Source organism: Streptomyces sp. NPDC030838 (genome assembly GCF_055572035.1).
Window position 1 is genome coordinate 532,188 of record NZ_JBVIED010000003.1, and the last position, 26,309, is coordinate 558,496.

The 26,309-nt window shown below is 71.0% G+C and carries 27 protein-coding genes; 17 read left to right on the top strand and 10 right to left on the bottom strand.

Annotated elements, in window-relative coordinates; genetic code table 11:
- Positions 1–177 precede the first annotated feature (177 nt).
- The gene (locus tag ACZ42A_RS13000) at positions 178–1,989 is read right to left on the bottom strand and encodes a bifunctional metallophosphatase/5'-nucleotidase (protein WP_468527239.1); all 1,812 of its coding nucleotides are present in this window, start codon (positions 1,987–1,989) and stop codon (positions 178–180) included.
- Positions 1,990–2,148: 159 nt separating this feature from the next.
- Here ACZ42A_RS13000 and mshD point away from each other — a divergent pair, with 159 nt between their 5' ends.
- Positions 2,149–3,075 carry a mycothiol synthase gene (gene mshD, locus ACZ42A_RS13005; RefSeq protein WP_468527240.1) on the top strand — a complete coding sequence of 309 codons (927 nt, stop codon included), beginning with the start codon at positions 2,149–2,151 and terminating at the stop codon, positions 3,073–3,075.
- A 22-nt stretch (positions 3,076–3,097) separates the two neighbouring features.
- Here mshD and ACZ42A_RS13010 read toward each other — a convergent pair whose 3' ends face one another.
- On the bottom strand, positions 3,098–3,766 hold the full coding sequence (locus ACZ42A_RS13010; protein ID WP_468527241.1) for a hypothetical protein: 669 nt from the start codon (positions 3,764–3,766) through the stop codon (positions 3,098–3,100).
- Positions 3,767–3,858: 92 nt separating this feature from the next.
- On the opposite strand from ACZ42A_RS13010, the gene ACZ42A_RS13015 reads away from it, so the two are divergent.
- The 9 genes from ACZ42A_RS13015 to ACZ42A_RS13055 all read left to right on the top strand — a co-directional run bounded on the left by ACZ42A_RS13015 (position 3,859) and on the right by ACZ42A_RS13055 (position 12,524).
- Positions 3,859–4,245: a GntR family transcriptional regulator gene (locus ACZ42A_RS13015; protein WP_468527242.1), complete on the top strand. Its 387-nt coding sequence runs from the start codon at positions 3,859–3,861 to the stop codon at positions 4,243–4,245.
- Positions 4,242–5,132: an ABC transporter ATP-binding protein gene (locus ACZ42A_RS13020; RefSeq protein ID WP_468527243.1), complete on the top strand. Its 891-nt coding sequence runs from the start codon at positions 4,242–4,244 to the stop codon at positions 5,130–5,132. The genes ACZ42A_RS13015 and ACZ42A_RS13020 overlap by 4 nt, the downstream gene beginning before the upstream one ends.
- Positions 5,129–6,124, top strand: a complete 996-nt coding sequence (locus tag ACZ42A_RS13025; RefSeq protein WP_468527244.1) for an ABC transporter permease — start codon at positions 5,129–5,131, stop codon at positions 6,122–6,124. Before ACZ42A_RS13020 ends, ACZ42A_RS13025 begins: the two co-directional genes overlap by 4 nt.
- Positions 6,121–7,041 carry a hypothetical protein gene (locus ACZ42A_RS13030; RefSeq protein ID WP_468527245.1) on the top strand — a complete coding sequence of 307 codons (921 nt, stop codon included), beginning with the start codon at positions 6,121–6,123 and terminating at the stop codon, positions 7,039–7,041. The genes ACZ42A_RS13025 and ACZ42A_RS13030 overlap by 4 nt, the downstream gene beginning before the upstream one ends.
- Positions 7,042–7,207: 166 nt before the next feature.
- A complete protein-coding gene (locus ACZ42A_RS13035) occupies positions 7,208–9,589 on the top strand; it encodes an RNA degradosome polyphosphate kinase (protein ID WP_468527246.1) in 2,382 nt (793 codons plus the stop codon).
- Entirely contained in the window at positions 9,570–10,616 is a 1,047-nt protein-coding gene (locus ACZ42A_RS13040; RefSeq protein ID WP_468527247.1) for a CHAD domain-containing protein, read from the top strand. The genes ACZ42A_RS13035 and ACZ42A_RS13040 overlap by 20 nt, the downstream gene beginning before the upstream one ends.
- Positions 10,613–11,044 (top strand): NUDIX hydrolase, encoded by a 432-nt coding sequence (locus tag ACZ42A_RS13045; protein ID WP_468527248.1) that lies wholly within the window; start codon positions 10,613–10,615, stop codon positions 11,042–11,044. Before ACZ42A_RS13040 ends, ACZ42A_RS13045 begins: the two co-directional genes overlap by 4 nt.
- 352 nt (positions 11,045–11,396) lie before the next feature.
- Positions 11,397–12,239 (top strand): SCO4651 family lipoprotein, encoded by an 843-nt coding sequence (locus tag ACZ42A_RS13050; RefSeq protein ID WP_468527249.1) that lies wholly within the window; start codon positions 11,397–11,399, stop codon positions 12,237–12,239.
- Between the two features lie 108 nt (positions 12,240–12,347).
- Positions 12,348–12,524, top strand: coding sequence for a hypothetical protein (locus ACZ42A_RS13055; protein ID WP_468527250.1), 177 nt, complete (start codon positions 12,348–12,350; stop codon positions 12,522–12,524).
- A gap of 5 nt (positions 12,525–12,529) precedes the next feature.
- Here the strand turns inward: ACZ42A_RS13055 and ACZ42A_RS13060 are convergent, their stop codons facing one another.
- The gene (locus ACZ42A_RS13060; RefSeq protein WP_468527251.1) at positions 12,530–12,913 is read right to left on the bottom strand and encodes a metal-sensitive transcriptional regulator; all 384 of its coding nucleotides are present in this window, start codon (positions 12,911–12,913) and stop codon (positions 12,530–12,532) included.
- Positions 12,914–13,125: 212 nt separating this feature from the next.
- Between ACZ42A_RS13060 and ACZ42A_RS13065 the strand changes: the two genes are divergently transcribed.
- Positions 13,126–13,746: a DUF47 domain-containing protein gene (locus tag ACZ42A_RS13065; RefSeq protein WP_468527252.1), complete on the top strand. Its 621-nt coding sequence runs from the start codon at positions 13,126–13,128 to the stop codon at positions 13,744–13,746.
- Positions 13,747–13,753: 7 nt separating this feature from the next.
- Positions 13,754–14,752, top strand: a complete 999-nt coding sequence (locus ACZ42A_RS13070) for an inorganic phosphate transporter (protein WP_468527253.1) — start codon at positions 13,754–13,756, stop codon at positions 14,750–14,752.
- A gap of 137 nt (positions 14,753–14,889) precedes the next feature.
- On the opposite strand, the gene pstB is transcribed toward ACZ42A_RS13070, so the two are convergent.
- The 4 genes from pstB to pstS form a co-directional block, all read right to left on the bottom strand.
- Complete coding sequence (gene pstB / locus ACZ42A_RS13075) at positions 14,890–15,666, bottom strand: phosphate ABC transporter ATP-binding protein PstB (protein ID WP_468527254.1); 777 nt, start codon at positions 15,664–15,666, stop codon at positions 14,890–14,892.
- A 70-nt stretch (positions 15,667–15,736) separates the two neighbouring features.
- Positions 15,737–16,795: a phosphate ABC transporter permease PstA gene (gene pstA, locus ACZ42A_RS13080; protein ID WP_468527255.1), complete on the bottom strand. Its 1,059-nt coding sequence runs from the start codon at positions 16,793–16,795 to the stop codon at positions 15,737–15,739.
- A complete protein-coding gene (pstC, locus tag ACZ42A_RS13085) occupies positions 16,792–17,799 on the bottom strand; it encodes a phosphate ABC transporter permease subunit PstC (protein WP_468527256.1) in 1,008 nt (335 codons plus the stop codon). Before pstC ends, pstA begins: the two co-directional genes overlap by 4 nt.
- A gap of 127 nt (positions 17,800–17,926) precedes the next feature.
- Positions 17,927–19,054, bottom strand: coding sequence for a phosphate ABC transporter substrate-binding protein PstS (pstS, locus tag ACZ42A_RS13090; RefSeq protein ID WP_468527257.1), 1,128 nt, complete (start codon positions 19,052–19,054; stop codon positions 17,927–17,929).
- 403 nt (positions 19,055–19,457) lie between these two features.
- On the opposite strand from pstS, the gene ACZ42A_RS13095 reads away from it, so the two are divergent.
- Positions 19,458–21,014: an FAD-binding oxidoreductase gene (locus ACZ42A_RS13095; protein ID WP_468527258.1), complete on the top strand. Its 1,557-nt coding sequence runs from the start codon at positions 19,458–19,460 to the stop codon at positions 21,012–21,014.
- Positions 21,015–21,038: 24 nt separating this feature from the next.
- Here the strand turns inward: ACZ42A_RS13095 and ACZ42A_RS13100 are convergent, their stop codons facing one another.
- Both ACZ42A_RS13100 and ACZ42A_RS13105 read right to left on the bottom strand, forming a co-directional pair.
- On the bottom strand, positions 21,039–21,755 hold the full coding sequence (locus ACZ42A_RS13100; RefSeq protein WP_468527259.1) for a phosphatase PAP2 family protein: 717 nt from the start codon (positions 21,753–21,755) through the stop codon (positions 21,039–21,041).
- Positions 21,756–21,974: 219 nt separating this feature from the next.
- Entirely contained in the window at positions 21,975–23,003 is a 1,029-nt protein-coding gene (locus tag ACZ42A_RS13105) for a C40 family peptidase (protein ID WP_468527260.1), read from the bottom strand.
- Between the two features lie 137 nt (positions 23,004–23,140).
- Here ACZ42A_RS13105 and ACZ42A_RS13110 point away from each other — a divergent pair, with 137 nt between their 5' ends.
- A complete protein-coding gene (locus ACZ42A_RS13110; RefSeq protein ID WP_468527261.1) occupies positions 23,141–23,347 on the top strand; it encodes a DUF397 domain-containing protein in 207 nt (68 codons plus the stop codon).
- A 135-nt stretch (positions 23,348–23,482) separates the two neighbouring features.
- Positions 23,483–24,028, top strand: a complete 546-nt coding sequence (locus ACZ42A_RS13115; protein WP_468527262.1) for a hypothetical protein — start codon at positions 23,483–23,485, stop codon at positions 24,026–24,028.
- 24 nt (positions 24,029–24,052) lie between these two features.
- Here ACZ42A_RS13115 and ACZ42A_RS13120 read toward each other — a convergent pair whose 3' ends face one another.
- Positions 24,053–24,997: an oxidoreductase gene (locus ACZ42A_RS13120; protein WP_468527263.1), complete on the bottom strand. Its 945-nt coding sequence runs from the start codon at positions 24,995–24,997 to the stop codon at positions 24,053–24,055.
- A 53-nt stretch (positions 24,998–25,050) separates the two neighbouring features.
- On the opposite strand from ACZ42A_RS13120, the gene ACZ42A_RS13125 reads away from it, so the two are divergent.
- Together ACZ42A_RS13125 and ACZ42A_RS13130 are read left to right on the top strand one after the other, a co-directional pair.
- Positions 25,051–25,665 carry a TetR/AcrR family transcriptional regulator gene (locus ACZ42A_RS13125; RefSeq protein ID WP_468527264.1) on the top strand — a complete coding sequence of 205 codons (615 nt, stop codon included), beginning with the start codon at positions 25,051–25,053 and terminating at the stop codon, positions 25,663–25,665.
- Positions 25,666–25,981: 316 nt separating this feature from the next.
- Positions 25,982–26,290 carry a hypothetical protein gene (locus ACZ42A_RS13130; protein ID WP_004000049.1) on the top strand — a complete coding sequence of 103 codons (309 nt, stop codon included), beginning with the start codon at positions 25,982–25,984 and terminating at the stop codon, positions 26,288–26,290.
- Positions 26,291–26,309 lie beyond the last annotated feature (19 nt).

Here is a 26,309-nt window from a genome sequence, read left to right on the forward strand (position 1 = left end):
GTTGATCGTGCGGACAGGTCGCGCGCGGCACAGGAGCAGCGTCCGCCCGCGCCACCGGTCCGGGAGCACGCTGCGCGGGAACGTGTACGCGGGGAAAGCGACCGGACATAGCGGGAGTGTCCGGACACGGCGAAGGGGCCCGGGGACAGCGTCCACCGGGCCCCTTCGCGCGGTCGGTTACTTGATGACGTTCACCCGGTCCGTCGCGGGCGTCGGCAGCGGGCTGGTCGCGGAGGAGTTGGCGGCCAGGTAGGTCTCGAAGGCCTTCAGGTCGTCCTGGCCGACCAGCGGGTTCATGCCCTTGGCCAGCTCCGTGAAGCCGTCACCGCCGCCGGCGAGGAAGGAGTTGGCGGCGACCCGGTAGACCGCGGCCGGGTCCAGCGGGGCTCCCGCTACGCGGATGGAGTCGGTGACGATCCGGTCCGCGCCGGTCTTCGTCAGGTCCAGCGTGTACGTCAGCCCCGACGGCTGAAGGATCTTCGGGGCGGCCGCGTTGGCGCCGGAGACCTGCTGCTGGAGCACGGTGAGCAGCTGGGCGCCGGTGAGGTCGACCAGGTTCACCGTGTTGGCGAACGGCTGCACCCGGAAGGCCTCGCCGTACGTCACCACTCCGTCGCCCTCACCGGCCGCGGAGGACGCGTATGTCAGGCTGGCCCGCACCCCGCCCGGGTTCATCAGCGCCAGGTCCGCGCTCGGGTCCACGGACTTGGCGTAGGCGAGCTGCGCGTCCGCGATCACGTTGCCGAGCGTGGAGTCGTCCGGCGCCTTGGGCTGGGCGAGCTCGGAGGCGATCCAGCCGATGGGCCGGTTCTCGACCGGTGCGGACATCGCCTTGTAGTGGGCGATCAGGTCGGTCATGTCGGGGGCCGGGTTCTCCCGGACGACGACGTGGTTCGCGGACTTCACCGACGTGCGGACGATGTCGCCGCTGCGCCGGTCGTAGGTCAGCGTGGTGTCCGTGTAGAGACGGCCGAAGGACGCGGCGGAGGTCACCGTGCGCGGGTTGCCCTCCGGGTCCGGGATGGTGCACGCGTACGCGGCGTGGGTGTGGCCGGTGACCAGCGCGTCGACCTTGGCGGTCACGCCCGTGGCGATGTCCGCGATCGGGCCGGAGATGCCGGAGCCGGGGCCGTTCGAGTCGCAGTCGTAGTTGTACGCGTCGGACGCCGGGGCGCCGCCTTCGTGGATCAGCGCGACGATCGACTTGACGCCCCGCTTCTGCAGTTCGCGCGCGTACTTGTTGATCGTCGCGGTCTCGTCGAGGAACTTCAGGCCCTTGACACCATCGGCGGTGACGATGCCCGGGGTGCCCTCCAGGGTCACGCCGATGAAGCCGATCTTCACGCCGTTCTTCTCCCACACGTAGGTGGGGTCGAGCATCGGCTTTCCGGTCTTCTCGTCGACGACGTTCGCGGCCAGGTACGGGAACTGCGCGCCCTCGAAGGTCCGCCCTTCCTCGTAGCAGCCGTCCTTCGGGTGGCAGCCGCCGTTCTGCATCCGCTTGAGCTCGGCGGCGCCCTCGTCGAACTCGTGGTTGCCGACGCCCGCGACGTCCAGGCCGAGGCCGTTCATCGCCTCGATCGTGGGCTCGTCGTGGAACAGCGCGGAGATGAGAGGGCTGGCGCCTATCAGGTCGCCCGCGGCGGCCGTGATCGAGTACGGGTGGCCCTCACGGGCCGTGCGCAGCGAGCCGGCCAGGTACTCGACGCCGCCGACGCCCTCGATGGTCTTGACGCTGCCGTCCGGCTGAATCTCCGTGAGCCGCCCCGAGGAGCTCGTGGGGGGCTCGAGGTTGCCGTGGAAGTCGTTGAAGGACAGCAGCTGCACGTCCTGGTAGCGGCCCGGCTTGTGGCTCGTCGTCGTCTCGTCGGCGCTGGCGGCCGACGGCAGCGCGGCGGCCAGTGCGCCGATGGTGGCGAGGCCTGCGGCGGTCGCGAGCAGCCGGGTCGTGCGGCGTCTGCGGCGGTCGTGCGAAGTGGTGGCTGGCATGCGCCCCCCTGTCGTTCTCTTCCGGCGTTGTTCTCTTCCGGCTGTGATGGTCCTGGCGCAGCCTAGAGTCAACGCGCGTAGCGCAACAGCCGTTTCATGGTTACATCCTGATTTCCCTTTGCCGCCGTTTTCGGGCCGCCGCCCTTTACCCTCGTAGGCATGACCAGCGACGACTTCGCCCGGCCCGGCTCCTCACGCGCCATCGAGACCCACGCGGCGCTCTCCCCGGAACAGATCGAGGCCGTCCTCGGACTGCTCGCGGAGGCCGCCCGCGTCGACGGCCAGCAGGCGGTGTCCGAACAGGGCCGGCTCCAGCTGCGCGGCGGGGAGCGCGAGGGCGTCTCCCATCTGCTGCTCACCAGCGGCGGTGAACTTGTCGGCTATGCCCAGCTGGAGGACACCGACCCGGTGGAGGCCCCGGCCGCCGAGATGGTCGTCCACCCCTCGCACCGCGGCCACGGCCACGGCCGCGCCCTCGGCTCGGCGCTGCTCGCCGCCTCCGGCAAGCGGCTGCGGGTGTGGGCGCACGGCGGGCACTCGGCCGCCCGGCATCTGGCACAGGTGCTGGGTCTGACCCTGTTCCGCGAACTGCGGCAGATGCGGCGCCCCTTGGGCGGCCCGGAGCTGCCCGAGCCGGTGCTGCCCGCCGGGGTGAGCGTGCGCACCTTCGTGCCGGGGCAGGACGACGCGGCCTGGCTCGCCGTCAACGCCGCGGCGTTCGCCCACCATCCCGAGCAGGGCTCCCTCACCCAGCGCGACCTGGACGACCGCAAGGCCGAGTCGTGGTTCGACCCGGCGGGCTTCTTCCTGGCCGAGCGCGAGGGCGAGCTGGTCGGCTTCCACTGGACGAAGGTGCACGCGGAGGAGCAGCTCGGCGAGGTGTATGTGCTCGGCGTCGCGCCCGGCGCGCAGGGCGGCGGCCTCGGCAAGGCGCTCACCCTGATCGGCCTGCGCCATCTGGCGGCGCAGGGGCTGCCGACGGCGATGCTGTACGTGGACGCGGACAACAAGGCGGCGGTGTCGGTGTACGAGGCGCTGGGATTCACCACCTACGAGGCGGATCTCATGTACCGCACCGAAACCTGAGCGCGTCCCGACGGGCGCAGGGCTACGTTCCGCTCACCGGCCGAGCCCGCACCACCAGAACGTCCATCCCCAGCTCGTCACCGGCGATCTCCAGCCCCGCCCACAGGGCGGCGGCCGCCAGCAGGTTGAACGCCCGGTGCGGCGCGCACACCACATCGGTCCCGCCCCCGCCTGCCACCCGGTCCGCCACGGCGCGGGCGGCGGCCTCGGCGTCGGCGGCGTGCTGGCCCAGGACCGTGGCCACGGGCTTTCCGGCGCCGGACACGAACGCCTCCACGAGCAGCAGACGGGGCCCGTCCGACCGCTCGGCCCAGCGCCGCACCTGCGTCGTGACGGCCGCCCCGGGCACCCCGCGGCCCACCTCGGCGAGCATCCACCCGGCCTGCACGAGACCCGTCCCCATCGCCGCGCCCCCCGCCCGCGCCGACCAAGCGCGGTTCCCCTCCCCGGTACGGCCCCGGCCCAGGTGCTCCCACCCGTCGCTCGCCGGCACGGGCACCGACATCGGCGCCTCCCACGCGAGCACCGCAGGCCGACCGGCCGACAGCGCCTCCACGACCGACTCGACCGCCGTCACCGGATCGGCCCCGTGCCCGGCGAGTGCCTCACCCGGCACATCGACCGCGGCCCAGGCGAAGGCCCCGGTCCGCACGGAACCCACGTCTACGGCGACCACGCGCGCGTCTCTCATGCATGGGGCAACGGCGCTCCTCCCCGCTTGACTTCCCGATCACCTTCCACCAACCTTTCACCACTCAATTAGTGAAAGGGTGGTGAAACGGGATGGTCGAGTACCGCATCGACCGGCGCAGCGGAGTCGCCACCTATCTCCAGATCGTCCAGCAGACCAAACAGGCCCTGCGCCTGGGTCTGCTGGAGCCGGGCGACAAGCTGCCCACGGCGCGTGAGGTCGTCGAGGCCACCGCCATCAACCCCAACACCGTCCTCAAGGCCTACCGCGAGCTGGAACGCGAAGGCCTGGTCGAGGCCCGCCGCGGCCTCGGCACCTTCGTCCGGCGCTCCCTGGGCGCCGCACCCGCCGACTCGCCCCTGCGCACCGAGCTGGAGCAGTGGGCCGGGCGAGCCCGCGCCGCCGGGCTCGAACGGGACGACGTGGCCGCGCTCTTCACTTCCGTACTGGACAAGCACTTCAAGGGGGACCAGGAATGACCGACACCGCCATCGAGGCGGCCGCGCTGGCCAGGAGCTTCGGCCGGCGCGGACGGCGGCGGGCGCTGGACGCCTGCTCCTTCCGGCTGCCCGCCGGGCGCGTGTGCGCCGTCGTCGGCCCGAACGGCGCCGGCAAGTCGACCCTGCTGGCCCTGGCCGCCGGACTGCTGGCCCCCACCGAGGGAACCATCCGGGTGCTGGGCGCCCGCCCGGCCGAGGTCCGCGAGCGGATCGCCTACGTCGCCCAGGACAAGCCCCTGCACCCCCAGCTCACCGTCGCCGACACCCTGCGCCTCGGCGCGGAGCTGAACCCCGGCCGCTTCGACCCGGCCGTCGCCGCCCGGATCGTCGCCGAGGGCGAGCTGGACCCCGGCGCCCGCATCCGCTCGCTCTCCGGCGGCCAGCGCACCCGTGTCGCGCTCGCCCTCGCCCTCGGTAAGCGCCCCGAGGTCCTGCTGCTCGACGAGCCAATGGCCGACCTGGACCCGCTGGCCCGGCACCAGCTGATGGGCACGCTGATGGCGGACGCCGCCGAGCACGGCACCACGGTTGTCATGTCCTCGCACGTCGTCGCCGAGCTGGAGGGCTCCTGCGACTTCCTGCTGCTCGTCGGCGGCGGCCGGATCCGGCTCTCCGGCCCGCTCGACGACCTGCTCGCCGCGCACACCCTGGTCACCGGACCGACGGGCGGCGACCTCACCCCGCACACCGTCGTCGAGTCCCGTACGACCGGACGCCAGCTCACCGCGCTGATCCGCCCCGAGGGCCCGGTCTCCGACGCCTGGCAGAGCGCCGAGCCCTCCCTGGAGGAGCTGGTCCTGGCCCACCTGCGCGCCCCCGAGGCCCCGGTGCTGCACCTGGCCACCGCCGCGGAGGCCGCCGTATGACCACCGCGACGGCCACCGCCACGCCGAGCACACCGGTGTCCCGGGGCCCGCGCGGCCTGACCTGGCTGGTGCTGCGACTGCACCGCTCGGCGCTGTGGGGCTGGCTGCTGCTGCTCGCCGTCGCCGCCGGCGCGCTGCTGTGGGCGTACGGGCCGGGGGCGGACGCCGCCTGGGCCGAGTACCACCGGATGGACTGCGGCGAGACCGGCACCCCCAGCCTGTCCTGCGACTACGCGGGCCCCGCCTACCAGAGCTACGACCTCGGCCTCTCCGCCGGTGCCGGACTGCTCAGCCTTGCCTCGCTGCTCATCGCCGCCTGGGCGGGCGGCGCGCTGATCGGCCGCGAACTGGAGAACGGCACCGCCCAGCTGGCCTGGACGCAGTCCGTCTCCCCGGCCCGCTGGCTGGCCGCCAAGCTCGCCGTGCCGGCCGTCCTGATCGCCTCGGGCACCCTCGCCCTGACCGCGCTGCACCGGCTGGTGTGGGCGTCGGACGGGGAGCTGCGGGCGGGCTGGCACGAGTGGCACGAGACCACCGTGTACCTCGCCAACGGCCCCCTGGTCACCGTGCACGCCCTGCTGGGCCTCGCCGTCGGCGCTCTCGCCGGCCTGCTGGTGCGGCGCGCGCTGCCCGCGCTCGCCGTCGCCGCGGCGGCCGAGATCACCCTGCTGGTGGCGTTCTCCTCGCTACGGCCGCGCCTGTGGCCCGCGGAGACCGTGACCAACAGCGAGGGCTACCCCGGGGCGATCGGCATGCCCGTCGAGCAGGGCGTCATCACCTCGACCGGCGCCCGCATCCCCAACCCCGCCTGCCTGGAGGACAGCCTCTGCGGCGCCCGCCACAAGGTCGTCGCCCACTACGAGGACTACCACCCCGCAAGCCACTTCTGGCCGCTCCAGCTCGTGGAGACCGGCATCGTCCTCGCCCTCGCCGCCCTCGCGGTCCTCGCCGCGTTCCGGCTGCTGCGCCGCCGTACGGGAGCCGCCGTATGACCACCCTCACCGCCACCGCCGTCCCCGCCCCCCGTGGACCCCGGCGTCCGCGCGGCCTGACCTGGGCCGTGCTGCGGCTGCACCGCACCGCGCTGCTGCTGTCGCTGGCCGCGCTCGCCGCCGCCGCGGCGGCGCTGGTCGCGATGTACGTCATGGGGGACGAGGCCCGCCGCGCCATCAGCCCGTGTGCGATACCGGCGACCGACCGGCTGCCGCACTGCGACGAGGTCCACGCGATGACCGCCGACGACCGGTACATGGACGGCATCAGCCTGGTCACCGGCAGTCTCGCCTGGCTGGTCTTCCCGGTGACCGCCTGGGCGGCCGGCGCGCTGATCGGGCGCGAGCTGGAGAACGGCACCGCCCGGCTGGCCTGGACCCAGTCCGTGACGCCGGTGCGCTGGCTGACCGCCAAGCTGGCCGTGCCCGCCGTCCTGCTGACCGCCGGTACGGCCGCGGTCGTTGCGCTGCTGCTGTGGGCGCGCGGCGACGGCAACCCCAACCTGGTCGGCGACTGGTACCTGCCGGACGTGTTCGTCACCACCGGCCCCACCGCCGTCGCCTACCCGCTGGCCGGCCTCGCCCTCGGCGCCCTCGCCGGGCTGCTCACCGGCCGGGCGCTGCCCGCCGCCGGCCTGTCCTTCGGGGCCTGGCTGGTCCTCTACAACGTCCTGGAGCACTACCGCGCGCACCTGTGGCCGACGGTGACCCGCCATGCGGACGGCGACACCTTCGAGCTGCCCCGCTCCTCCTTCGGCGTGGACTTCGTCATCCACGGCGACCGCGTGGTCTCGGCCACCTACCACCCCCAGTCCCACTTCCGGCCCCTCCAGCTGGTGGAGACCGGCATCCTGCTCGCCCTCACCGCCGCCGTGACCGCCGCCTGCTTCCTGCTGCTGCGCCGCCGCGCCCGCTGAGCCGCGTACCGTCCCTCCACGGGGGGAGGGACGGTGCGCCCACTCCGCCCCGGGACGCTCGCGACGTCCGCACGCCCCGACCGGCACCCCCGCGAGCCGCCGCCCGCTATCCCACACGTCATGTCGCCGTAACCATCGATTCAGACGACCTTGCGACGCTCGCCGAATGAAGCCCGCCGTGCCAGAGCCTTCGCCCCCGCCCGAGGGAAGCTCCGGGAACGGGACCGCCGGCGTCAGCGCCGTGCTCCCGCCCGCGCGCTCCGACGCGCCCCTCTCTCTCGTGGCGCGGAACAATGGGGTCATGAGCCAGCAGAACGCCCAGGCACCGGCCGCCCCGCAGGTCCAGCACCCCCAGCCCTCCGTGGGCTCCATCGCCGCGCACCGCCCGCACACCGTGGCGGCCGCGGTCTCCGACCTGGAACCCGACATCGACGCCGACCTCGACGCGTACGAGGAAGCGCACGCCGCGGACGGTGCCCAGCTGCCCCAGGGCCGTTTCCTCGACCGGGAGCGCAGCTGGCTCGCGTTCAACGAGCGCGTCCTGGAACTCGCCGAGGACCCGAACACCCCCCTGCTCGAACGAGCGAACTTCCTGGCGATCTTCGCCAGCAACCTGGACGAGTTCTTCATGGTCCGGGTCGCCGGTCTGAAGCGCCGTATCGCCACCGGCGTGGCCACCCGCTCCGCCTCCGGGCTCCAGCCCCGCGAGGTGCTGGAGATGATCTGGGCCCGCTCCCGCGAGCTCATGGCCCGGCACGCCGCCTGCTACCACGAGGACGTCGCCCCCGCCCTCGCGGAGGAGGGCATCCATCTGGTCCGCTGGAGCGAGCTGACCGAGAAGGAACAGGCCCGCCTGTTCACCCTCTTCCGGCACCAGATCTTCCCGGTGCTCACCCCGCTCGCCGTGGACCCCGCGCACCCCTTCCCGTACATCTCCGGCCTGTCCCTGAACCTGGCCGTCGTCGTACGCAACCCGGTCAGCGGCCACAAGCACTTCGCCCGCGTGAAGGTGCCGCCGCTGCTGTCCCGCTTCCTGGAGGCCTCCCCGGGCCGGTACGTCCCCATCGAGGACGTCATCGCCGCCCACCTGGAGGAGCTGTTCCCGGGCATGGAGGTGCTGGAGCACCACGCCTTCCGGCTCACCCGCAACGAGGACCTCGAGGTCGAGGAGGACGACGCCGAGAACCTGCTCCAGGCCCTGGAGAAGGAACTCATGCGGCGCCGCTTCGGGCCTCCGGTGCGCCTGGAGGTCGAGGAGTCCATCGACCGCGAGGTGCTGGACCTCCTCGTCCGCGAGCTGAAGATCAGCGAGGCCGAGGTCTACCCGCTGCCCGGCCCCCTGGACCTCACCGGCCTCTTCCGCATCCACGGCCTCGACCGGCCCGAGCTGAAGTACCCGAAGTTCGTCGCCGGCACCCACCGCGACCTGGCGGAGGTCGAGTCGGCCTCGCCGCCCGACATCTTCGCCGCCCTGCGCCAGCGAGACGTGCTGCTGCACCACCCGTACGACTCGTTCTCCACGTCCGTGCAGGCCTTCATCGAGCAGGCGGCCGAGGACCCGGACGTCCTCGCGATCAAGCAGACCCTGTACCGGACCTCCGGCGACTCCCCGATCGTCAACGCGCTCATAGACGCCGCCGAGGCCGGCAAGCAGGTCCTCGTCCTGGTCGAGATCAAGGCCCGCTTCGACGAGCACGCCAACATCAAGTGGGCGAAGAAGCTGGAGGAGGCCGGCTGCCATGTCGTGTACGGCCTGGTCGGCCTGAAGACCCACTGCAAGCTGTCCCTGGTGGTCCGTCAGGAAGGCGACACGCTCCGGCGCTACAGCCACGTCGGGACGGGCAACTACCACCCGAAGACGGCGCGGCTGTACGAGGACCTCGGCCTGCTGACCGCCGACCCGCAGGTCGGCGCGGACCTCTCGGACCTGTTCAACCGCCTGTCGGGGTACTCCCGCCGGGAGACCTACCGCCGTCTCCTCGTGGCCCCCAAGTCCCTGCGCGACGGCCTGGTCTCGCGGATCAACAAGGAGATCCAGCACCACCGCGCCGGACGTCCCGCCTATGTCCGCGTCAAGGTCAACTCGATGGTCGACGAGGCCGTCATCGACGCCCTGTACCGGGCGTCCCAGGCGGGCGTGCCCATCGACATCTGGGTGCGCGGCATCTGCGCGGTGCGGCCGGGTGTCACGGGCCTGTCGGAGAACATCCGGGTCCGCTCGGTCCTCGGCCGGTTCCTCGAACACTCCCGGATCTTCGCCTTCGGCAACGGCGGCGAGCCCGAGGTGTGGATCGGCAGCGCGGACATGATGCACCGCAACCTCGACCGCCGGATAGAAGCCCTCGTCCGGGTCGTCGACCCCGCCCACCGCGCCGCGCTCAACCGGCTGCTGGAGACCGGCATGTCCGACTCCACCGCCTCGTGGCACCTGGGCCCGGACGGCGAATGGACCCGGCACGCGACGGACGGGGACGGCGGACCCCTGCGGAACGTCCAGGAGATGCTCATAGACGCCCGGAGGCGCCGGCGTGGCACAGCAACACCTTGAACCGACGAACCCCGTGGCCGCCGGGCCACTGACGGGGGACGCCCTCGCCGGCTACCTCCGCGCCCAGGCCACGGAGTTCCTCCGGGCCCTGCGCCAGCACCGGGAGACCGGCACCGGGGACTCCCTCGACGCGGCCCGGGCCCTGCGCCGCTCGGCCCGCCGCATCAGCGGCAGCCTGCACACCTTCCGCCCGCTGCTGGACACCGACTGGTCCGAGGGCATGCGTCCCGAACTGGCCTGGCTCTCCGGCACGCTGGCCCTGGAACACGCGTACGCGTCCCGCTTGGAACGCCTGCTCAACGCCCTGCACCGGTTGTCGGGCTCGGCGGCGTTCCCGACCCAGGCGTCCGAGGTACGTGCGGGCGGTGCCGCCGCAACCGACGTGGCTGCGGGCAGTCGTGCCGGCAACCTCACGGTGGGCGCCGCAAAGGCCGGCGCCCTCCTCGACCGCCAGCTCACCCTCGCCCGCACCCGAGCCCACTCCACCGCCCTCCAGGCCCTGGGCTCCTCCCGCTTCCACGCGGTGGCGGACAAGGTCGCCTTACTGGCCAGCGAGGTCCCGCTCACGACCACCGCGGCCGCCGCCGACCTGCGCCCCCTCGCCGCCGCTGCGGAGGAGCGGCTCACGGACGCCGTCACCGCCCTCCCCCTGGTCACCGCGGGCAGCCCGTACAACGCGGAGGCCCTGATCCACGGCCTCTCCCCGGACCCGGCCCCGCACCCGCAGGACGCCCCCTGGCACCAGGTACGCCTCCTGCTGCGCCTGCACCGCTACGCCTGTGAGGTCCTGCACGGCGAGAACTCTCCGGTGGACGTCCGCCTGCTGACCGCCGGTCAGGCCCTCAACCGGCACCGCGACGCCTCGGAGGCGGCGGCAGCGGCGGCAGCGGCGGCCCGCACCCCGCGGATCGCCCCGGCCACGGCCTACGCCCTCGGCGTGCTCCACGCCGACCAGCGGCACGAGGTGGAGGCGGCCCGGTTCGCGTTCCAGCAGTCCTGGCAGAAGCAGACGGTGGGCACCCCGTGACCGACGACCGGGCGAAGGACACCGCCCCCGTCCGGGCCGCCGGCTGCGTCCTGTGGCGCCGCTCGCCGGCCGACGGGCGGCTGGAACTCTGCCTCGTGCACCGCCCGAAGTACGACGACTGGTCGCACCCCAAGGGCAAGCTCAAGCGCGGCGAGGACCCCCTGGCCGGCGCCCTGCGCGAGGTCGAGGAGGAGACCGGCCACACGGCGACGCTGGGCGCCGAGCTGCCGACCCTGCACTATCTGGCCAACGGCCGCCCCAAGGAGGTCCGTTACTGGGCGGCCGAGGCCGGCGCAGGTGCCTTCACCCCGACCCCCGAGGTCGACCGGATCCTGTGGCTCTCCCCGGCCGCGGCCCGCGACCACCTCACCCAGCCACGCGACAGGGAACTGGTCGACGAACTGCTGGCCGCCCTGCGCCACGCATAGACACACGGGAAGTCGCTCGCGCGCTCACGCCTCGGCCGCGTGCCCGGCCCCGTCCGTCCGCGCCTGACTGCGCGCGCGGCGGGCGGGCCCGCGCCAGCCGCAGCTGCAGCGCGCCACACAAAACGGCCCCTGTTCCACCGTGATGACCCGGTGTTCCGCATGATTTCGGCCAGGGGCGAACCGGTCCTGCTCGGTCACGCCGCCACAGTACCCAGGCAAGGTGAACACTCCGTAAGAAACCCCACGCCGCCCCCCGTGCCCGCCCCGGCGGCGTGACGGCCCAACCTACCCGTCGTTAACCGGACGACAGGGGGCCCGTGACGGCTGACGGACGGCTGGGGGTAGGCAGGCGATGGCGGAGCGGCAGCACGGCAGGACGGGCGGGACGGTCGTCGCGGCGGGGCTGATGGCCTGGGTCTGTCTCGGCACCACCGGATGCGGGAGCAGCGGTGCGGCCGCCGACGACGCCCGCGCCCTCACCGACCCGGTCCCCACCCTCCACAAGGCCGCCGACGCACTGGTCGCCGCACGCACCTCGAAGGCCCTGACATCGATGGAGATGGCCACCGGCGGCACCCGCGTCACCATCCGCGGCGAGGGGGTCTACGACTACACGCGCGGCCTCGGCCGGCTGAAGGTGATGCTGCCGCAGGACCCGGCGGGCGAGGCCCGGCGGCGCCCGATCACCGAACTCCTCGCGCCGGGCGCCCTCTTCATGAAGAACCGCGGCGCGGGCGTCCCGGCCGACAAATGGGTCCGGGTGGACACCGCCACGCTCTCCGACGGGAATCTGGTCACGGGCGGCGCCACCGACCCGTTCGCCGCGGCGGAGGTGCTGCGCGGGGCGCGGACGGCGACGTATGTCGGCCGTACGGAGATCGCGGGGACGCCGGTCAGCCACTACCGCGGCACGGCGAACCTCGCCGAGGCCGCGAAGAAGGCCTCCCCCGGCGGAAAAGCGTCGCTCGCGGCGGCGGCGAAAGGGTTCGCCACGGCCGAGGTTCCGTTCGACGTCTTCCTGGACGACGAGGGCCGCATCCGCAAGGTCCGGCACCGCTTCAGCTTCGTCAACGGCAGCCGGAAGGCCCCCGTGGCGGTGGCCTCCACGACGTTGCTGTACGCCTTCGGCACCCGGGCCGACGTACGTCTGCCGCCCGCGGAGGACATCTACGCGGGCCGGATCGCGGAGGAGTGAGGGGCCCGCACCCGGCGGAAGTGACCGGCTGGAACTAGCCCGTCCGTGCCATGCGCGGTGCGCGGACCGCTCCCTACTCTAGGAAGCGGTGACGGCAGAGAAGAGGTGATGCGCGTGGCTCCGGTCGGCGGTACGGCGGTTCAGGACCACGTGGCCCTCGCCGAGATCGAGCTGTGCGGAGAGCTGATCATCGCGGCCTCGGCCGCCGAGGACCGGCTCAGCCTGGAGAGCATCGACCAGGTCCTGCGAGTGGCCGAGGAACGCGCCCCCACCTCCGAGGAGTAGTCCCCTCAGGTGCGCAGCATCCGCCCGATCGCCTTGGTGGCCTCTTCCACCTTGGCGTTGATCTCGTCCCCGCCCTTGAGCGCCGCGTCGGCGACGCAGTGCCGCAGGTGCTCCTCCAGGAGCTGGAGGGCGAAGGACTGCAGGGCCTTGGTGGAGGCCGAGACCTGCGTGAGTATGTCGATGCAGTAGACGTCCTCGTCGACCATCCGCTGCAGGCCGCGGATCTGGCCCTCGATGCGGCGCAGCCGCTTCAGGTGCTCGTCCTTCTGGTGGTGGTACCCGTGGATCCCCCGATCATGATCGGTCACCACGGCCTCCGCGGGAGCCTCCGCCGGAGTCTCCGCGAGGGCCTCGGCGGGCAGACCGGCGCCGGCCTCGGTGGTCGTCATAGCGTCCTCCATCCACATACCCCTACTGGGTATATCGTACCGGACTTCACCGGGTATGGGCCCCTTGCCGGCAGGCCGGACCAACCCCGTGTGCCGCCCCCGTGCCGATAACTGTGCCTGATGGGCGACACTGGGGGACGGCCCATTAGCCGTGGCCGGATGATGCGCCTAGCATCAGCCTGACCGAAACCGATGCATCCCGAGGACCCCACGTGCGCTTTCGTCTGACCCCCAGGGAGACGAGCTTCTACGACATGTTCGCCGCATCCGCGGACAACATCGTCACGGGCTCGAAACTCCTGATGGAACTGCTCGGGGCGGACGCTTCCGCCCGGGCCGAGATCGCGGAGCGTATGCGGGCAGCGGAACACGCGGGTGACGACGCCACGCACGCGATCTTCCACCAGCTGAACTCCTCCTTCATCACGCCCTTCGACCGCGAGGACATCTACTCCCTCGCCTCGTCCCTCGACGACATCATGGACTTCATGGAGGAGGCCGTCGACCTGGTCGTCCTCTACAACATCGACGAGCTGCCCAAGGGCGTGGAGCAGCAGATCGAGGTGCTGGCGCGGGCGGCGGAGCTGACCGCCGAGGCCATGCCCCACCTGCGCACGATGGAGAACCTCACCGAGTACTGGATCGAGGTCAACCGGCTCGAGAACCAGGCCGACCAGATCCACCGCAAGCTGCTCGCCCACCTCTTCAACGGCAAGTACGACGCCATCGAGGTACTGAAGCTCAAGCAGATCGTCGACGTCCTCGAAGAGGCCGCCGACGCATTCGAGCACGTGGCGAACACGGTGGAGACCATCGCCGTCAAGGAGTCCTGACGCGTCCATGGACACCTTCGCCCTGGTCGTGACCATCCTGGTCGCACTCTTCTTCACCTACACCAACGGCTTCCACGACTCGGCGAACGCGATCGCCACCTCCGTGTCGACCCGCGCGCTCACCCCGCGCGCCGCCCTGGCCATGGCCGCGGTCATGAACCTCGCCGGTGCCTTCCTCGGCAGCGGCGTCGCGAAGACGGTCAGCGAGGGCCTGATCGAGACACCAGAGGGCTCGACGGGGATGGGCATCCTCTTCGCCGCGCTCACCGGCGCGATCACCTGGAACCTCATCACCTGGTACTTCGGTCTGCCGTCCTCCTCCTCGCACGCGCTGTTCGGCGGCATGGTCGGCGCGGCGCTGGCCGGCGGCACCCAGGTCTACTGGCACGGCGTCCTCGAGAAGATCGTCATCCCCATGTTCGTCTCCCCGATCGTCGGCCTGCTCGCCGGCTACCTGGTCATGACGGCGATCATGTGGATCTTCCGCCGCGCCAACCCGCACAAGGCCAAGCGCGGCTTCCGCATCGCCCAGACCGTCTCCGCGGCCGGCATGGCCCTCGGCCACGGCCTCCAGGACGCCCAGAAGACCATGGGCATCGTGGTGATGGCCCTGGTCATCGCCGACGTCGAGGACTACGGCGACCCGATCCCGATCTGGGTCAAGATCGCCTGCGCGGTCATGCTCTCCCTCGGCACCTACGCCGGCGGCTGGCGCATCATGCGCACGCTGGGCCGCAAGATCATCGAACTCGACCCGCCCCAGGGCTTCGCCGCGGAGACCACCGGCGCGTCGATCATGTTCACCACGGCCTTCCTCTTCAAGGCCCCCATCTCGACCACCCACGTCATCACCTCCGCCATCATGGGCGTCGGCGCGACGAAGCGCGTGAACGCCGTCCGCTGGGGCGTGGCGAAGAACATCGTCCTGGGCTGGTTCATCACGATGCCGGCCGCGGCGGCGGTGGCGGCAACGGTGTTCGGCATCATCCACCTGGCGTTCCTGTAGCGGGCGCGGCGCGCCAGAAGCCGTACCTCAGCGCCGTACAAGAGCAAACGCAATGGGCCCGCCCCCGGGAGCCAGGGGCGGGCCCTTTTGCGACCTCGCGGTGGCACCGCCATGCAGCACCGCGAGGAGTCGATGGATCAGCCGAAGCGGCCGGAGATGTAGTCCTCCGTCGCCTGGACCGACGGGTTGGAGAAGATCCGCTCCGTGTCGTCGATCTCGATCAGCCGACCGGGCTGCCCGACGGCGGCGAGGTTGAAGAACGCCGTACGGTCGGACACACGCGCCGCCTGCTGCATGTTGTGCGTCACGATGACGATCGTGAACTGCTCCTTCAGCTCACCGATCAGGTCCTCGATCGCCAGCGTGGAGATCGGGTCCAGGGCGGAGCAGGGCTCGTCCATGAGGAGGACGTTCGGCTCCACGGCGATCGCCCGCGCGATGCACAGCCGCTGCTGCTGACCACCGGAGAGGCCGGAGCCCGGCTTGTTCAGGCGGTCCTTCACCTCGTTCCAGAGGTTCGCCCCGCGCAGCGACTTCTCGACGATGTCGTTCAGCTCGCTCTTCTTGTAGTTGCCGTTGAGGCGCAGGCCGGCCGCGACGTTGTCGTAGATCGACATCGTCGGGAAGGGGTTCGGCCGCTGGAACACCATGCCGACCTCGCGGCGCACGGACACGGGGTCGACCCCGGTGCCGTACAGGTCCTCGTCGTCGAGCAGCACCTTGCCCTCGACCCGCCCGCCGGGCGTGACCTCGTGCATACGGTTCAGCGTGCGCAGGAACGTCGACTTGCCGCAGCCGGAGGGGCCGATGAAGGCCGTCACCGAGCGGGGCTCGACGGTCATCGAGATGTCCTCGATCGCCTTGTGGGAGCCGTAGTAGGCGGTCAGTCCGCTTACGTCGATTCGCTTGGCCATGATTACTTCACTTCCAGATTTTCGATCGGTCGCCGTTGGGCCCCGCCCGGCGGAGCCGGAAATTGTCGCCTTAGCGACCGGTCTTCGGGGCCTTCCAGCGGGCGATGCCGCGGGCCACCAGGTTCAGGATCATCACGAAGGCGATCAGCGTCAGCGATGCCGCCCAGGCACGGTCGTAGGCCGCGGGCGAGCCCGCGCTCTGCGAGTACTGCTGGTAGATGTACAGCGGCAGCGACGCCTGCGGGCCGTCGAAGGGGTTGTTGTTGATGAACGGGTTACCGAACACCAGCAGCAGCACGGGCGCCGTCTCACCGGCGATACGGGCGACCGCCAGCATGACACCCGTGGTGATGCCGCCGATCGCGGTCGGCAGGACCACCTTCAGAATGGTGCGCCACTTCGGGACACCGAGCGCCAGGGAGGCTTCCCGCAGCTCGTTCGGGACGAGCTTCAGCATCTCCTCGGTGGAGCGGACGACCACCGGCATCATCAGGATCGCCAGGGCGAGCGCGCCGGCGAAGCCGGAGAAGCCCATGTCGAAGATCAGCAGCAGGCTGAGGATGAACAGACCGGCGACGATCGACGGGATACCGGTCATCACGTCGACGAAGAAGGTGACGGCGCGGGCGAGGTGACCGCGCCCGTACTCCACCAGGTAGATCGCGGTCAGCACGCCGATCGGCGCGGCGATCAGGGTGGCGAGGCCGACCTGCTCCAGGGTGCCGATGATGGCGTGGTAGATGCCGCCGCCCGGCTCGGAGTCGGCGACGAGACCCATGGAGTGGGACAGGAAGTACCCGTCGAGGACCTTCACGCCGCGCGAGAGGGTCGTCCACACCAGGGAGACCAGCGGCACCACGGCGAGCAGGAAGGCGACCCAGACGAGCGAGGTCGCGACCCGGTCCTTGGCCTGGCGGCTGCCCTCGACGCGCGCGGCGATGACGTACGTACCGAGGACGAAGAGGATCGCGGCGATCAGGCCCCACTGGATGCGGCTCTCGATCCCGACGGCGACGCTGCCTCCGATGGACACCGCGAGGGAGCCCACGGCGATCACCCAGGGGGACCACTTCGGCAGACGGGCGCCCTGAAGCGAGCTCGGGCGCTGGACGGCGGTCGTGGTGCTCATGCGTTGGCCCCCGAGTACTCCTTGCGGCGGGCGATGATCGCGCGGGCCGCGCCGTTGACCAGCAGCGTGATGACGAACAGGACCAGACCGGAGGCGATGAGCGCGTCACGGCCGAACTCGGTCGCCTCGCCGAACTTGCTGGCGATGTTCTGGGCGAAGGTTCCGCCACCCGGGTTGAGCAGGCTGGCGTGGATCAGGAAGTCCGGCGACAGGACGGTGGCGACGGCCATGGTCTCGCCGAGCGCGCGGCCGAGGCCGAGCATCGAGGCGGAGATCACGCCGGAGCGGCCGAACGGCAGCACCGCCATGCGGATGACCTCCCAGCGCGTGGCGCCGAGGGCCAGGGCCGCCTCCTCGTGCATCTGCGGGACCTGCTTGAAGACCTCGCGGCTCACGTTGGTGATGATCGGCAGGATCATGATCGCGAGCAGGATGCCGACGGTGAGCATCGAGCGGGGGGCGCCGCCCTCCCAGTCGAAGACGCCGGTCCAGCCGAAGTAGTCGTTCAGCCAGCCGAACAGGCCGTCCATGTGCGGCACGAGGATCAGGGCCCCCCAGAGGCCGTACACGATGGACGGGACGGCGGCGAGCAGGTCGATCACATAGGCGATCGGACCGCTCAGCCGGCGCGGGGCGTAATGGGTGAGGAACAGCGCGATGGCGACGGCGATCGGGACCGCGATGACCATGGCGATGATCGAAGAGACGATCGTGCCGTAGGCCAGGACCGCGATACCGAAGACCGGCGGCTGGGCGCTGGTGTTCCACTCGAAGGTGGTGAGGAAGTTGCCCTCGTCCTCGCTGATGGCGAGGGCGGCCCGCCAGGTGAGGAAGACCGCGATGGCGGCCATGATCACCAGCAGCAGGATGCCCGAGCCGCGGGACAGGCCGAGGAAGATGCGGTCTCCGGGCCGGGTGGCGCCCCGGGTCGCACGCTTCTGCTCGGGGAGGGTCGGCTGTGGGGTGGGGGGAGGTGCGTCGGTGGGTGTCGTCGTTATGTCCATCGGGGTCTCCGGTCTGCGGAGCCGCGGTTGTGGGCGGCTCCATGGAGCCGTGCGCGGGGCGCGGCTCCGGGCGGCGGTGCACCGGACGGTGCGGCCCGGTCCCGGGCGGGACCAGGCCGCACTTGGGTCAGCTCAGCTCTTCGATGGTCGTGCGGACCTTGGCGATGATGTCCGCGGGCATCGGCGCGTAGTCGTTCTCGGCGAGGACGTTCTGGCCGTCCTCGCTGGCGATGTAGCGCAGGAACGCCTTGGTGGCGGGCAGGGTGTCCTGCTTGTTGCCCTTGTCGCAGACGATCTCGTACGTGACGAGGGTGATCGGGTAGGCGCCCTCGGCCTTGGTGGCGTAGTTCAGCTCCAGGGCGAGGTCCTTGCCGGTGCCCACGACCTTGGCGTCGGCGATGGCCTTGGTGGCGTTCTCGACGGTGGCCGCGACCGGCTCGCCGGCGCCCGTGTCGATGGCGGCGGCCTGGATGCCGTCCTTGGCGTACGACAGCTCCATGTAGCTGATGGCGCCGGCGGTCTGCTTGACCTGCTGGGCGACACCGGAGGAGCCCGAGGCGGACTGGCCGCCCTTGGCCTGCCAGGCCTTGCCGCCCTCGTACTTCCAGTTCTCCGGGGTGGCGGCGATCAGGTACTTGGTGAAGTTGTCCGTGGTGCCGGACTCGTCCGAGCGGTGGAACGCCTGGATCTTCAGGTCGGGAAGCTTCGCGTCGGGGTTCAGCTTCTTGATCGCCGCGTCGTTCCAGTTGGTGATCTTGCTGTCGAAGATCTTGGCGATGGTCGGCGCGTCGAGGACCAGGTTGTCGACACCCGGGACGTTGTAACCGACGGCGATCGGGCCGCCGACCATCGGCAGGTCGATGCCCTGGCCGCCGGAGCAGACCTTCTTGGAGGCCTCGATCTCCTCGGAGTCCAGCGCGGAGTCGGAACCGGCGAAGGCGACCGTGCCCTGCGTGAACGCGGTGACACCGGCGCCGGAGCCGCCGCCCTTGTAGTTGATCTGCACGCCGTTGCACTGCGAGGTGAACTGCTTCACCCAGGCGTCGATCGCGTTCTTCTGCGCCGAAGAGCCGTCCGCGAGCAGCTGACCCTGGGCGTCGTCACACTTGATCGACCCGGCCGCCTGGGTGCCGCCCGTCGGGTCGCCACCGTTCCCGCCGGTGTCGTCGGAGCCGCACGCCGTGAGGGCCAGGGCGCCGGAGACGGCGAGAGCACCGAGGGTGAGGGCCCGCCGGTTCATGCGCTGAAGCTTCACTTTCGGGAGTTCCTTCCAGGAGCCGCCGTCCTGATCGGCGGCGTGCGAAGTCTGAGCGAGACGGACACGCGTCAAGCGGCGCGCTCGTCGTCAGCAAGGCCGAAATTAGGCAGAACAGGTGAAGCCGCCTATGGCCGTAAGTGAACGGGGGGTGAACCCCTGCGGACGGTGCGGTTAGGTCACGGAATGCTTACAGGGAGAACACACGGAGGTCCCGGCCTCGGCCCCGTTACGGCACAGGCATCGCCACCACAGACCCCCGGAACGAACAAATGGGGTATTTGCGTGGAAGGTACACCACAGGTGGTGAACAGCGGGAGTACCCGTTCGGGTAGTGGAACCCGCAGCCCACAGCCCCCGTCTCGTTCCACGACAGCACCGGTCGGGCGGAGGCAGGCAGCACATGGAACGGCGTACGTTCATCGGCGGCGGTACGGCCGCGCTCGCGGCGGCGGTGTCGGCGGCGGCGTGCAGCGGCGGCACGGGGCGCGCGGAGGCGACGGGCACCACGACCGCGACCCGGACGGCCACGACCTCCGGCGCCACCAGGGCGTCCGCCGCCTGGGGAGCCCTCGCCCGCGACCTCGACGGCACCCTGGTCCGCCCCGGCGACGCCGCCTGGTCCACCGCCCGCCAGCTCTACAACACCCGTTTCGACTCCCTGAAGCCCGCCGCCGTCGCCTACGTCGCCCACGCCGACGACATCGCCACCACCCTCGCCTACGCCCGCGCCCACGCCCTGCGCGTCGCCATACGCAACGGCGGCCACTCCTACGCGGGCTGGTCCTCCGGCAACGGCCGCCTGATCATCGACGTGTCCAAGCTGAACCGGGTGCGGGCGAGCGGCGGCTCCGCGGTGGTCGGCGCCGGCGCCAAGCTCATCGACGTGTACCGGGCGCTGGCCGCGAAGGGCGCGACGATCCCGGCCGGCTCCTGCCCGACGGTCGGCGTCTCCGGTCTCGTACTCGGCGGCGGGCACGGCGTGGTCTCCCGGGCGTACGGCCTGACCTGCGACAGCCTCACCCAGGCCACCCTGGTCACGGCCGACGGCAAGCAGATCACCGCGAACGCCCGCGAGCACAAGGACCTCTTCTGGGCGCTGCGCGGCGCGGGCAACGGAAACTTCGGCGTCGTCACCGAGCTGCGCTTCCGCACCCACCCGGCCCCGCAAGCGGTGACGGCGTACCTGTCCTGGCCCTGGTCGAAGGCCGCCGCGGTGGTGAAGGCCTGGCAGGAGTGGGGACCGGCGCAGCCGGACGAGATCTGGTCGTCCCTCCACCTGGCCAACGCGGCGGGAGGCACCCCCACCATCTCGGTCGCGGCCTTCTCCCTCGGCACGTACGGCGAACTCCAGAACGCGGTGGACCGCCTGGCCGACCGGGTCGGCGCCCCGGCCTCCTCCGTCTCCCTCCGCCGCCGCTCCTACGAGGAGGCGATGGAGATCTACGCCGGCTGCGCCTCCTTCACCACGGACGCCCAGTGCCACCTGCCCGGCACCACGCCCGGCCGCTCCCCGCAGGGCGCCCTGGGCCGCGAGACCTACACCGCCCGCTCCGACTTCTTCGACCGCTCGCTGACCGCGGCGGGCATCCAGACCCTGCTCACGCAGATCAAGGGCGTCCGTGGCGGCGCGGGCAGCATCGCGCTCACCGCGCTGGGCGGCGCGATCAACAGCGTCTCCCCCACGGCGACGGCCTTCGTGCACCGCCGCTCGCGGATGCTGGCCCAGTACATCGCCTCCTGGCGCGCGGGCACGCCCGGCAGCGGCGCCCAGGCCTGGCTGGATTCCGCCCATCGGGCGATGCGCCCGTATGCCTCGGGCGCGGCGTACCAGAACTACACGGACCCGACTCTGAAGGACTGGCGCACGGCGTACTACGGCGACGCGGCGCCGCGCCTGACGAAGCTGAAGCGGGCGTACGACCCGGGGAGGGTGTTCACGTACCCGCAGGCGCTGTGAGCACTGTCCTTCGGGGAGGCCGGCTCAGGCGGCGAGATCCCGCTCCTCGCTCTTCTGCCCGGCGGCCTCCTGACGGGCCCCCGGGATCACGGCGTCCCGGCTCTCCACCGATGACCGCTTCCGGATGAGCCAGCCCACCCGCGGCGACCGCTCCATCGCCTTGGCCACCGGCGTGAGCAGCGCCATGGCGACGGGCGAGAGCAGCAGCGCGACCGCCGTACCGAGCGCGAAGCCGCCCACGACGTCCGTCGGGTAGTGCACGCCCATGTAGACCCGGCAGAACCCTTCGAGCAGCGCGAGCCCGAGCCCGACGAGACCGAACTTCCGGTTGGCGACGAAGAGCCCGACGGCCATGGCCATGGTGATGGTGGCGTGGTCGCTGACGAACGAGAAGTCGGTCTTCCCGGTGACGAGCACGTCCAGCCCCTCGTGCTCCAGGAAGGGCCGGGGCCGTTCCACGAACCCGCGTATCGGCACGTTCACGAGCACGGCGACGCCGGCCGCGAGCGGTGCCCACACGAGCGCGGCGACGGAGGAGGCGGCCTCCTCCGCGGAACCGGCCCGCCGCCGCCCGGACCACCAGCACCACAGGATGAGCAGCACCATGGCGAGCAGCAGTCCGTACTCACCGACGTACTCCATGACCCGGTCGAACCAGTGCGGTGCGTCCTTGGCCAGGCCATTGATGTCGTAGAGCAGCTCGACGTCGGGGTTCGACCCGGATTGCGCGAGTCCAGCCATGGTGCAGCGGCCCCTTCGTCGTCATCTCACCGGCGCACCCTTGTCATGCGCCGTCTGCCACCCCCGTGGTCCGTAGATCGATCGGCTAGGTCGATGGGCCAGGTCAATCGGCTACGTCAACAGGAACGCACGGTCCCGGTCTCTACGTTCCACATTCCACTGAATGATCACGCAGACGTTATCGAAGAGAGATACGTCGTCGCAGCTCAGGGGTGCACTTCACACTGCGTTCGCGCCACCGGGGACGGCCGAGGGCAGCGCTTTCGCGCCATCCTCGGTGACGCGGGTGGCCCCGAAGTACTTGCGGGTGTCGATCGGATCGAACCGGATGACGGCACCCGTGTACGGAGCGTCGATCATGTACCCACCGCCCACATAGATCCCCACGTGGTCGATGGCCCGCGAGTTGTTGGGATCGGGCGAGAAGAACACCAGATCACCGGGCAGCAACTCCTCCCTGGAGGGATGCGGCCCCGCGTTGTACTGATCGTTCGCCACCCGCGGCAACTCGATCCCCACACTCGCGTACGCGGCCTTGGTCAACCCCGAACAGTCGAACCGCCCACCCTGCTCCGGCGTACCGTTCCCACCCCACAAATAGGGGGTGCCGAGCTTCTTCTGTGCGTAGTGGATCGCGCCGGCGGCCTGCTTGGACGGATCGAGCCGGGTCTGCGGAGCGGCGAAGCTCTCCTCCAGCGTCGTGATCGTCCTGACGTAGTTCTGGGTCTCCTTGTACGGCGGCACACCCTTGTACTTGATCACCGCGTACGCCCCCGCGTTGTAGGCGGCGAGCATGTTCTTCGTGGGGTCCCCGGGCACGTCCTTGACGTACTTGGCGAGGGTGCAGTCATACGACGCGGCCGACGGAATCGCGTCCTTCGGGTCCCAGACGTCCCGGTCACCGTCCCCGTCGCCGTCGATCCCGTGGGTCGCCCACGTCCCCGGGATGAACTGCGCTATCCCCTGCGCGGCGGCCGGGCTCTTGGCGTTCGGGTTGAAGCCGCTCTCCTGGTACAACTGGGCGGCGAGCAGCGCCGGATTGATGGCGGGGCACAGATTCCCCCACTCCTGCACCAGCGGCTGATACGCGGCAGGCACCGACCCCTTGGCGAGCGTCTTGCTGCCCCCGCGCACTCCGTTGACGAGGTTCCCGGCGACGACGTACACGCCGACGACGAGCAGCATCACGAAGGCGAGCGAACCACCGACGACAGCAGTCCCAACGATCCACGCCTTACGCACCGTCAACCGCCCCTCACCGCCAGGGAGTACGCCGACGTCAGTGTAGAGGCGGAGGCAGCTCCACGGGGGTATGACGATCCGTCCGGCGCCCTCACGTGCGCGGGGCGGTGCCGTACAGAGGGAAGCCGCCGGTGGAGACCTCGATGAAGCAGGAAACCCCCGGCGCCCGGGCCCCGGCATCGAGATCACCTTCAACGAGGGGGGCCGACCCCGACACCCCGGTGTACATCCGCGAGACCAGCGCACCGGACACCGTGGTGACCACCACCCGCCACGAGTGGAACGCCTTCGTACGCGGCGTACAGGCAGGCGAGTTCGACCACTTCGCGGAGAGCACGCGGAAAGAGTGACACCACATTCGCACACTTGCGCGACACCCGAACGATCGCAACAGAATGCGCATATCCCGTCACCCACTGTTGACTTGCGCCGAGGCCGCCACCCCGGTGTCCTCTTCTCGCTCTCACGCCAGGAGAGAAAACAGCATGAAGAACGTGACCGGCCCTCTCGCCCGCATAGCCGCTCCGGCTCTGGCCGCGGCTCTCGCCGTGCCCGTGTTCGCCACGCCCGCCAGCGCCCAGACGGAGGGCTCCATCGCGGTCCGCGAGGGCAGCGTCGTCTCGCTCACCGCCCGCGCCGGGTTCGCGAACCGCGTCAGGGCCAGCGTGAACGGGAGCGGCCGACTGATCCTCGAGGACGCTCGCCGCATCACGGCAACCGCGGAATGCAGGTACGTGCCCTTCACCGACCGCACCCGCGTCGACTGCGGGCCTGCCGCCACGGTCACCGAGCTCAGGGTGTCGCTGGGCGACGGGGAGGACACGGCCTTCCTCAACGTCCGCATCGAAACGTTCGTCCACGCCGGAACGGGCGGCGACACCGTGTGGACCAACGGCGGCAACGACCGGATCGACCTGCGGGACGGCGTGGCGGGCAACGACGCGGCGGCCTGCGACGGAGGCGCCGACAGCGTCATCGCCAACTTCGGCGACCAGATCGCCCTGGACTGCGAGTACCGGACCAGGGTCTGAGAGGCAACGGGGCCGGGTGGGCGGTCACTCGCCCGAACCCGGGTTCACCGCCACCCGCGCCCCCGGAAACCCCACCCCCGTCATCTCCTCCGACGCCTCCCACAGCCGCCGTGCCGCCACCGGATCGCTCGCCGCCGCCGACCGCCCCACCAGCGTCGGCGCGCCCCGCAGCTCCGCGAACCCGTCGGGGCCGGCGTAGCTCCCGCCGGGCAGGTCCTCCACCGCGGCGTACAGCGTCGGCAGCGCGCCCGCCGTGTCGTCCTGTGCGAAGAAGCGGTTGCCGAGCGCCATGGCCACCCGGCTCACCCGGCTGGCGGCATGGCTCTGGAGGTTCGTCGCCGCGTAGCCGGGGTGCGCCGCGAGCGCCCGGACGGGGGAGCCGGCGGCGGCCAGGCGGCGCTGGAGTTCCAGGGTGAAGAGCAGGTTGGCCAGCTTCGACTGGGCATACGCCCGCACCGGCGTGTAGTCCGACGTCAGGTTGAGGTCGTCGAAGCGGATCACGCCGTAGCCCCCGCGATGCATCCCGGAGGAGACCGTCACCACCCGGTCGGTGACATACGGCAGCAGCAGGTTGGTCAGCGCGAAGTGGCCCAGATGGTTGGTGCCGAACTGCATCTCGAAGCCGTCCCGCGTCCGCCGCGGGGGCAGCATCATCACGCCCGCGTTGTTGATCAGCAGGTCCAGCGGGCGCCCCTCCCACCGCTTCGCGAACTCCCGCACCGAGGCCAGATCGGCGAGGTCCAGCCGCCGCACCTCCGTACTGCCGCGCGCCTCCGCCGCCGCGGCCCGCCCGCGCTCCTCGTCTCGCACGGCGTAGACGACATGCGCCCCCGCCCGCGCCAGCTCCCGCGCCGCGACCCGCCCGATGCCGCTGTTCGCGCCGGTGACGACGGCCGTCCGCCCGGCGAGGTCGGGCAGTCGGCTCGCGTTCCACTTGGCCGGCCGGGCCGGCTTGGTCGTAGTAGCCATGTCCCCAAAGTAGACACCGCCAACAATGCTGTCAATGACAACATGCGGATACGATGGTGACCATGCCCCATCCCGAGAGCAGCAGCCGCCCCTACCACCACGGAGACCTCCGCGCCGCCCTGCTCTCCGCCGCCGAACAGACCCTGCGCCAGAAGGGCGCCGGCGCCCTCTCCCTGCGGGAACTCGCCCGCGAACTCGGCGTCAGCCACGCCGCCCCGGGGCGGCACTTCAAGGACAAGCAGGCCCTGCTCGACGCGCTCGCCCTCACCGGTTTCCAGCGCATGGCCGCGGCGATGGACGCCGTCGACGACCCCTCCCTGCCACTCGAGACCCGGCTGACCGCCCTCGCCCGCGCCTACCTCGGCTTCACCGTGGACAACCCCGCCCTGCTGGAGCTGATGTACGCCCGCAAACACGATCCGGACATTCCCGAGCAGCTGGCCACCGCCATCGCCCGCACGAAGGAACCCTTCTTCCGGATCATCACGGACGCCCAGCGGCGTGGCGAGATCGTTCCGGGCGACCCCGAGCGCATCGCCCTCCTGGCGGGCGCCAGCCTGCACGGCGTCGCGAGCTTCACCGCCACCGGCCACCTCCCGTCCGAGACCGCGCTGACCGGCATCGACGAGCTGGTCCACCATCTGCTGCACGGTCTGCGGCCCCGCTAGACAGCGCCTACCCTTCACCCGAACGGCCTTCACCCGCAGAACATCGGCGCGACCACTCACCCGTCACACCGTCAGAAACCGGCGAACTAGCCAAAAGTGACACAACGACGGAACCACACCACAGGTTCCGCACCCGCTTCATTGCCCGGGGTGACCTGCCGTGATACACAGAGTGACCATACGAGGTATTCGTACGAAACCCGCCAAGCAATGACGCCAAGTCGACATACCTGGGCGTCATTGTCAGCGAGAATGAGGCCTGACCTCTGCGCACCGCAGGGGACTGCGGAACTACCCAACAGGGGCGGTGACTTACATGCTCTTTGCGGCCGACAAGGGAGACATCAACACCATCATCGGCGGGATCGCTCCGGACTGGGGCCCCTTCGGCAGCCTGGGCAACGAGGCCAAGGTGATGATCGAGGTCGTGATGGCGGTCGCCATCCTGATCTGTCTCGGCATCGCCATCTGGGGCGCCGCGAAGCAGCGCATCGGCGCCACCGCGCTCCGCGACACCTTCAGCGCGGAACAGGGCAAGGGCCTCATCATCGCGGGCCTCACGGGCGTCTTCATCATCGGATCCCTCGGCACGCTCTTCACCATCGTGTACGGCATGGCCGTGTAGCCCGGCGCGCCGCCGCCCG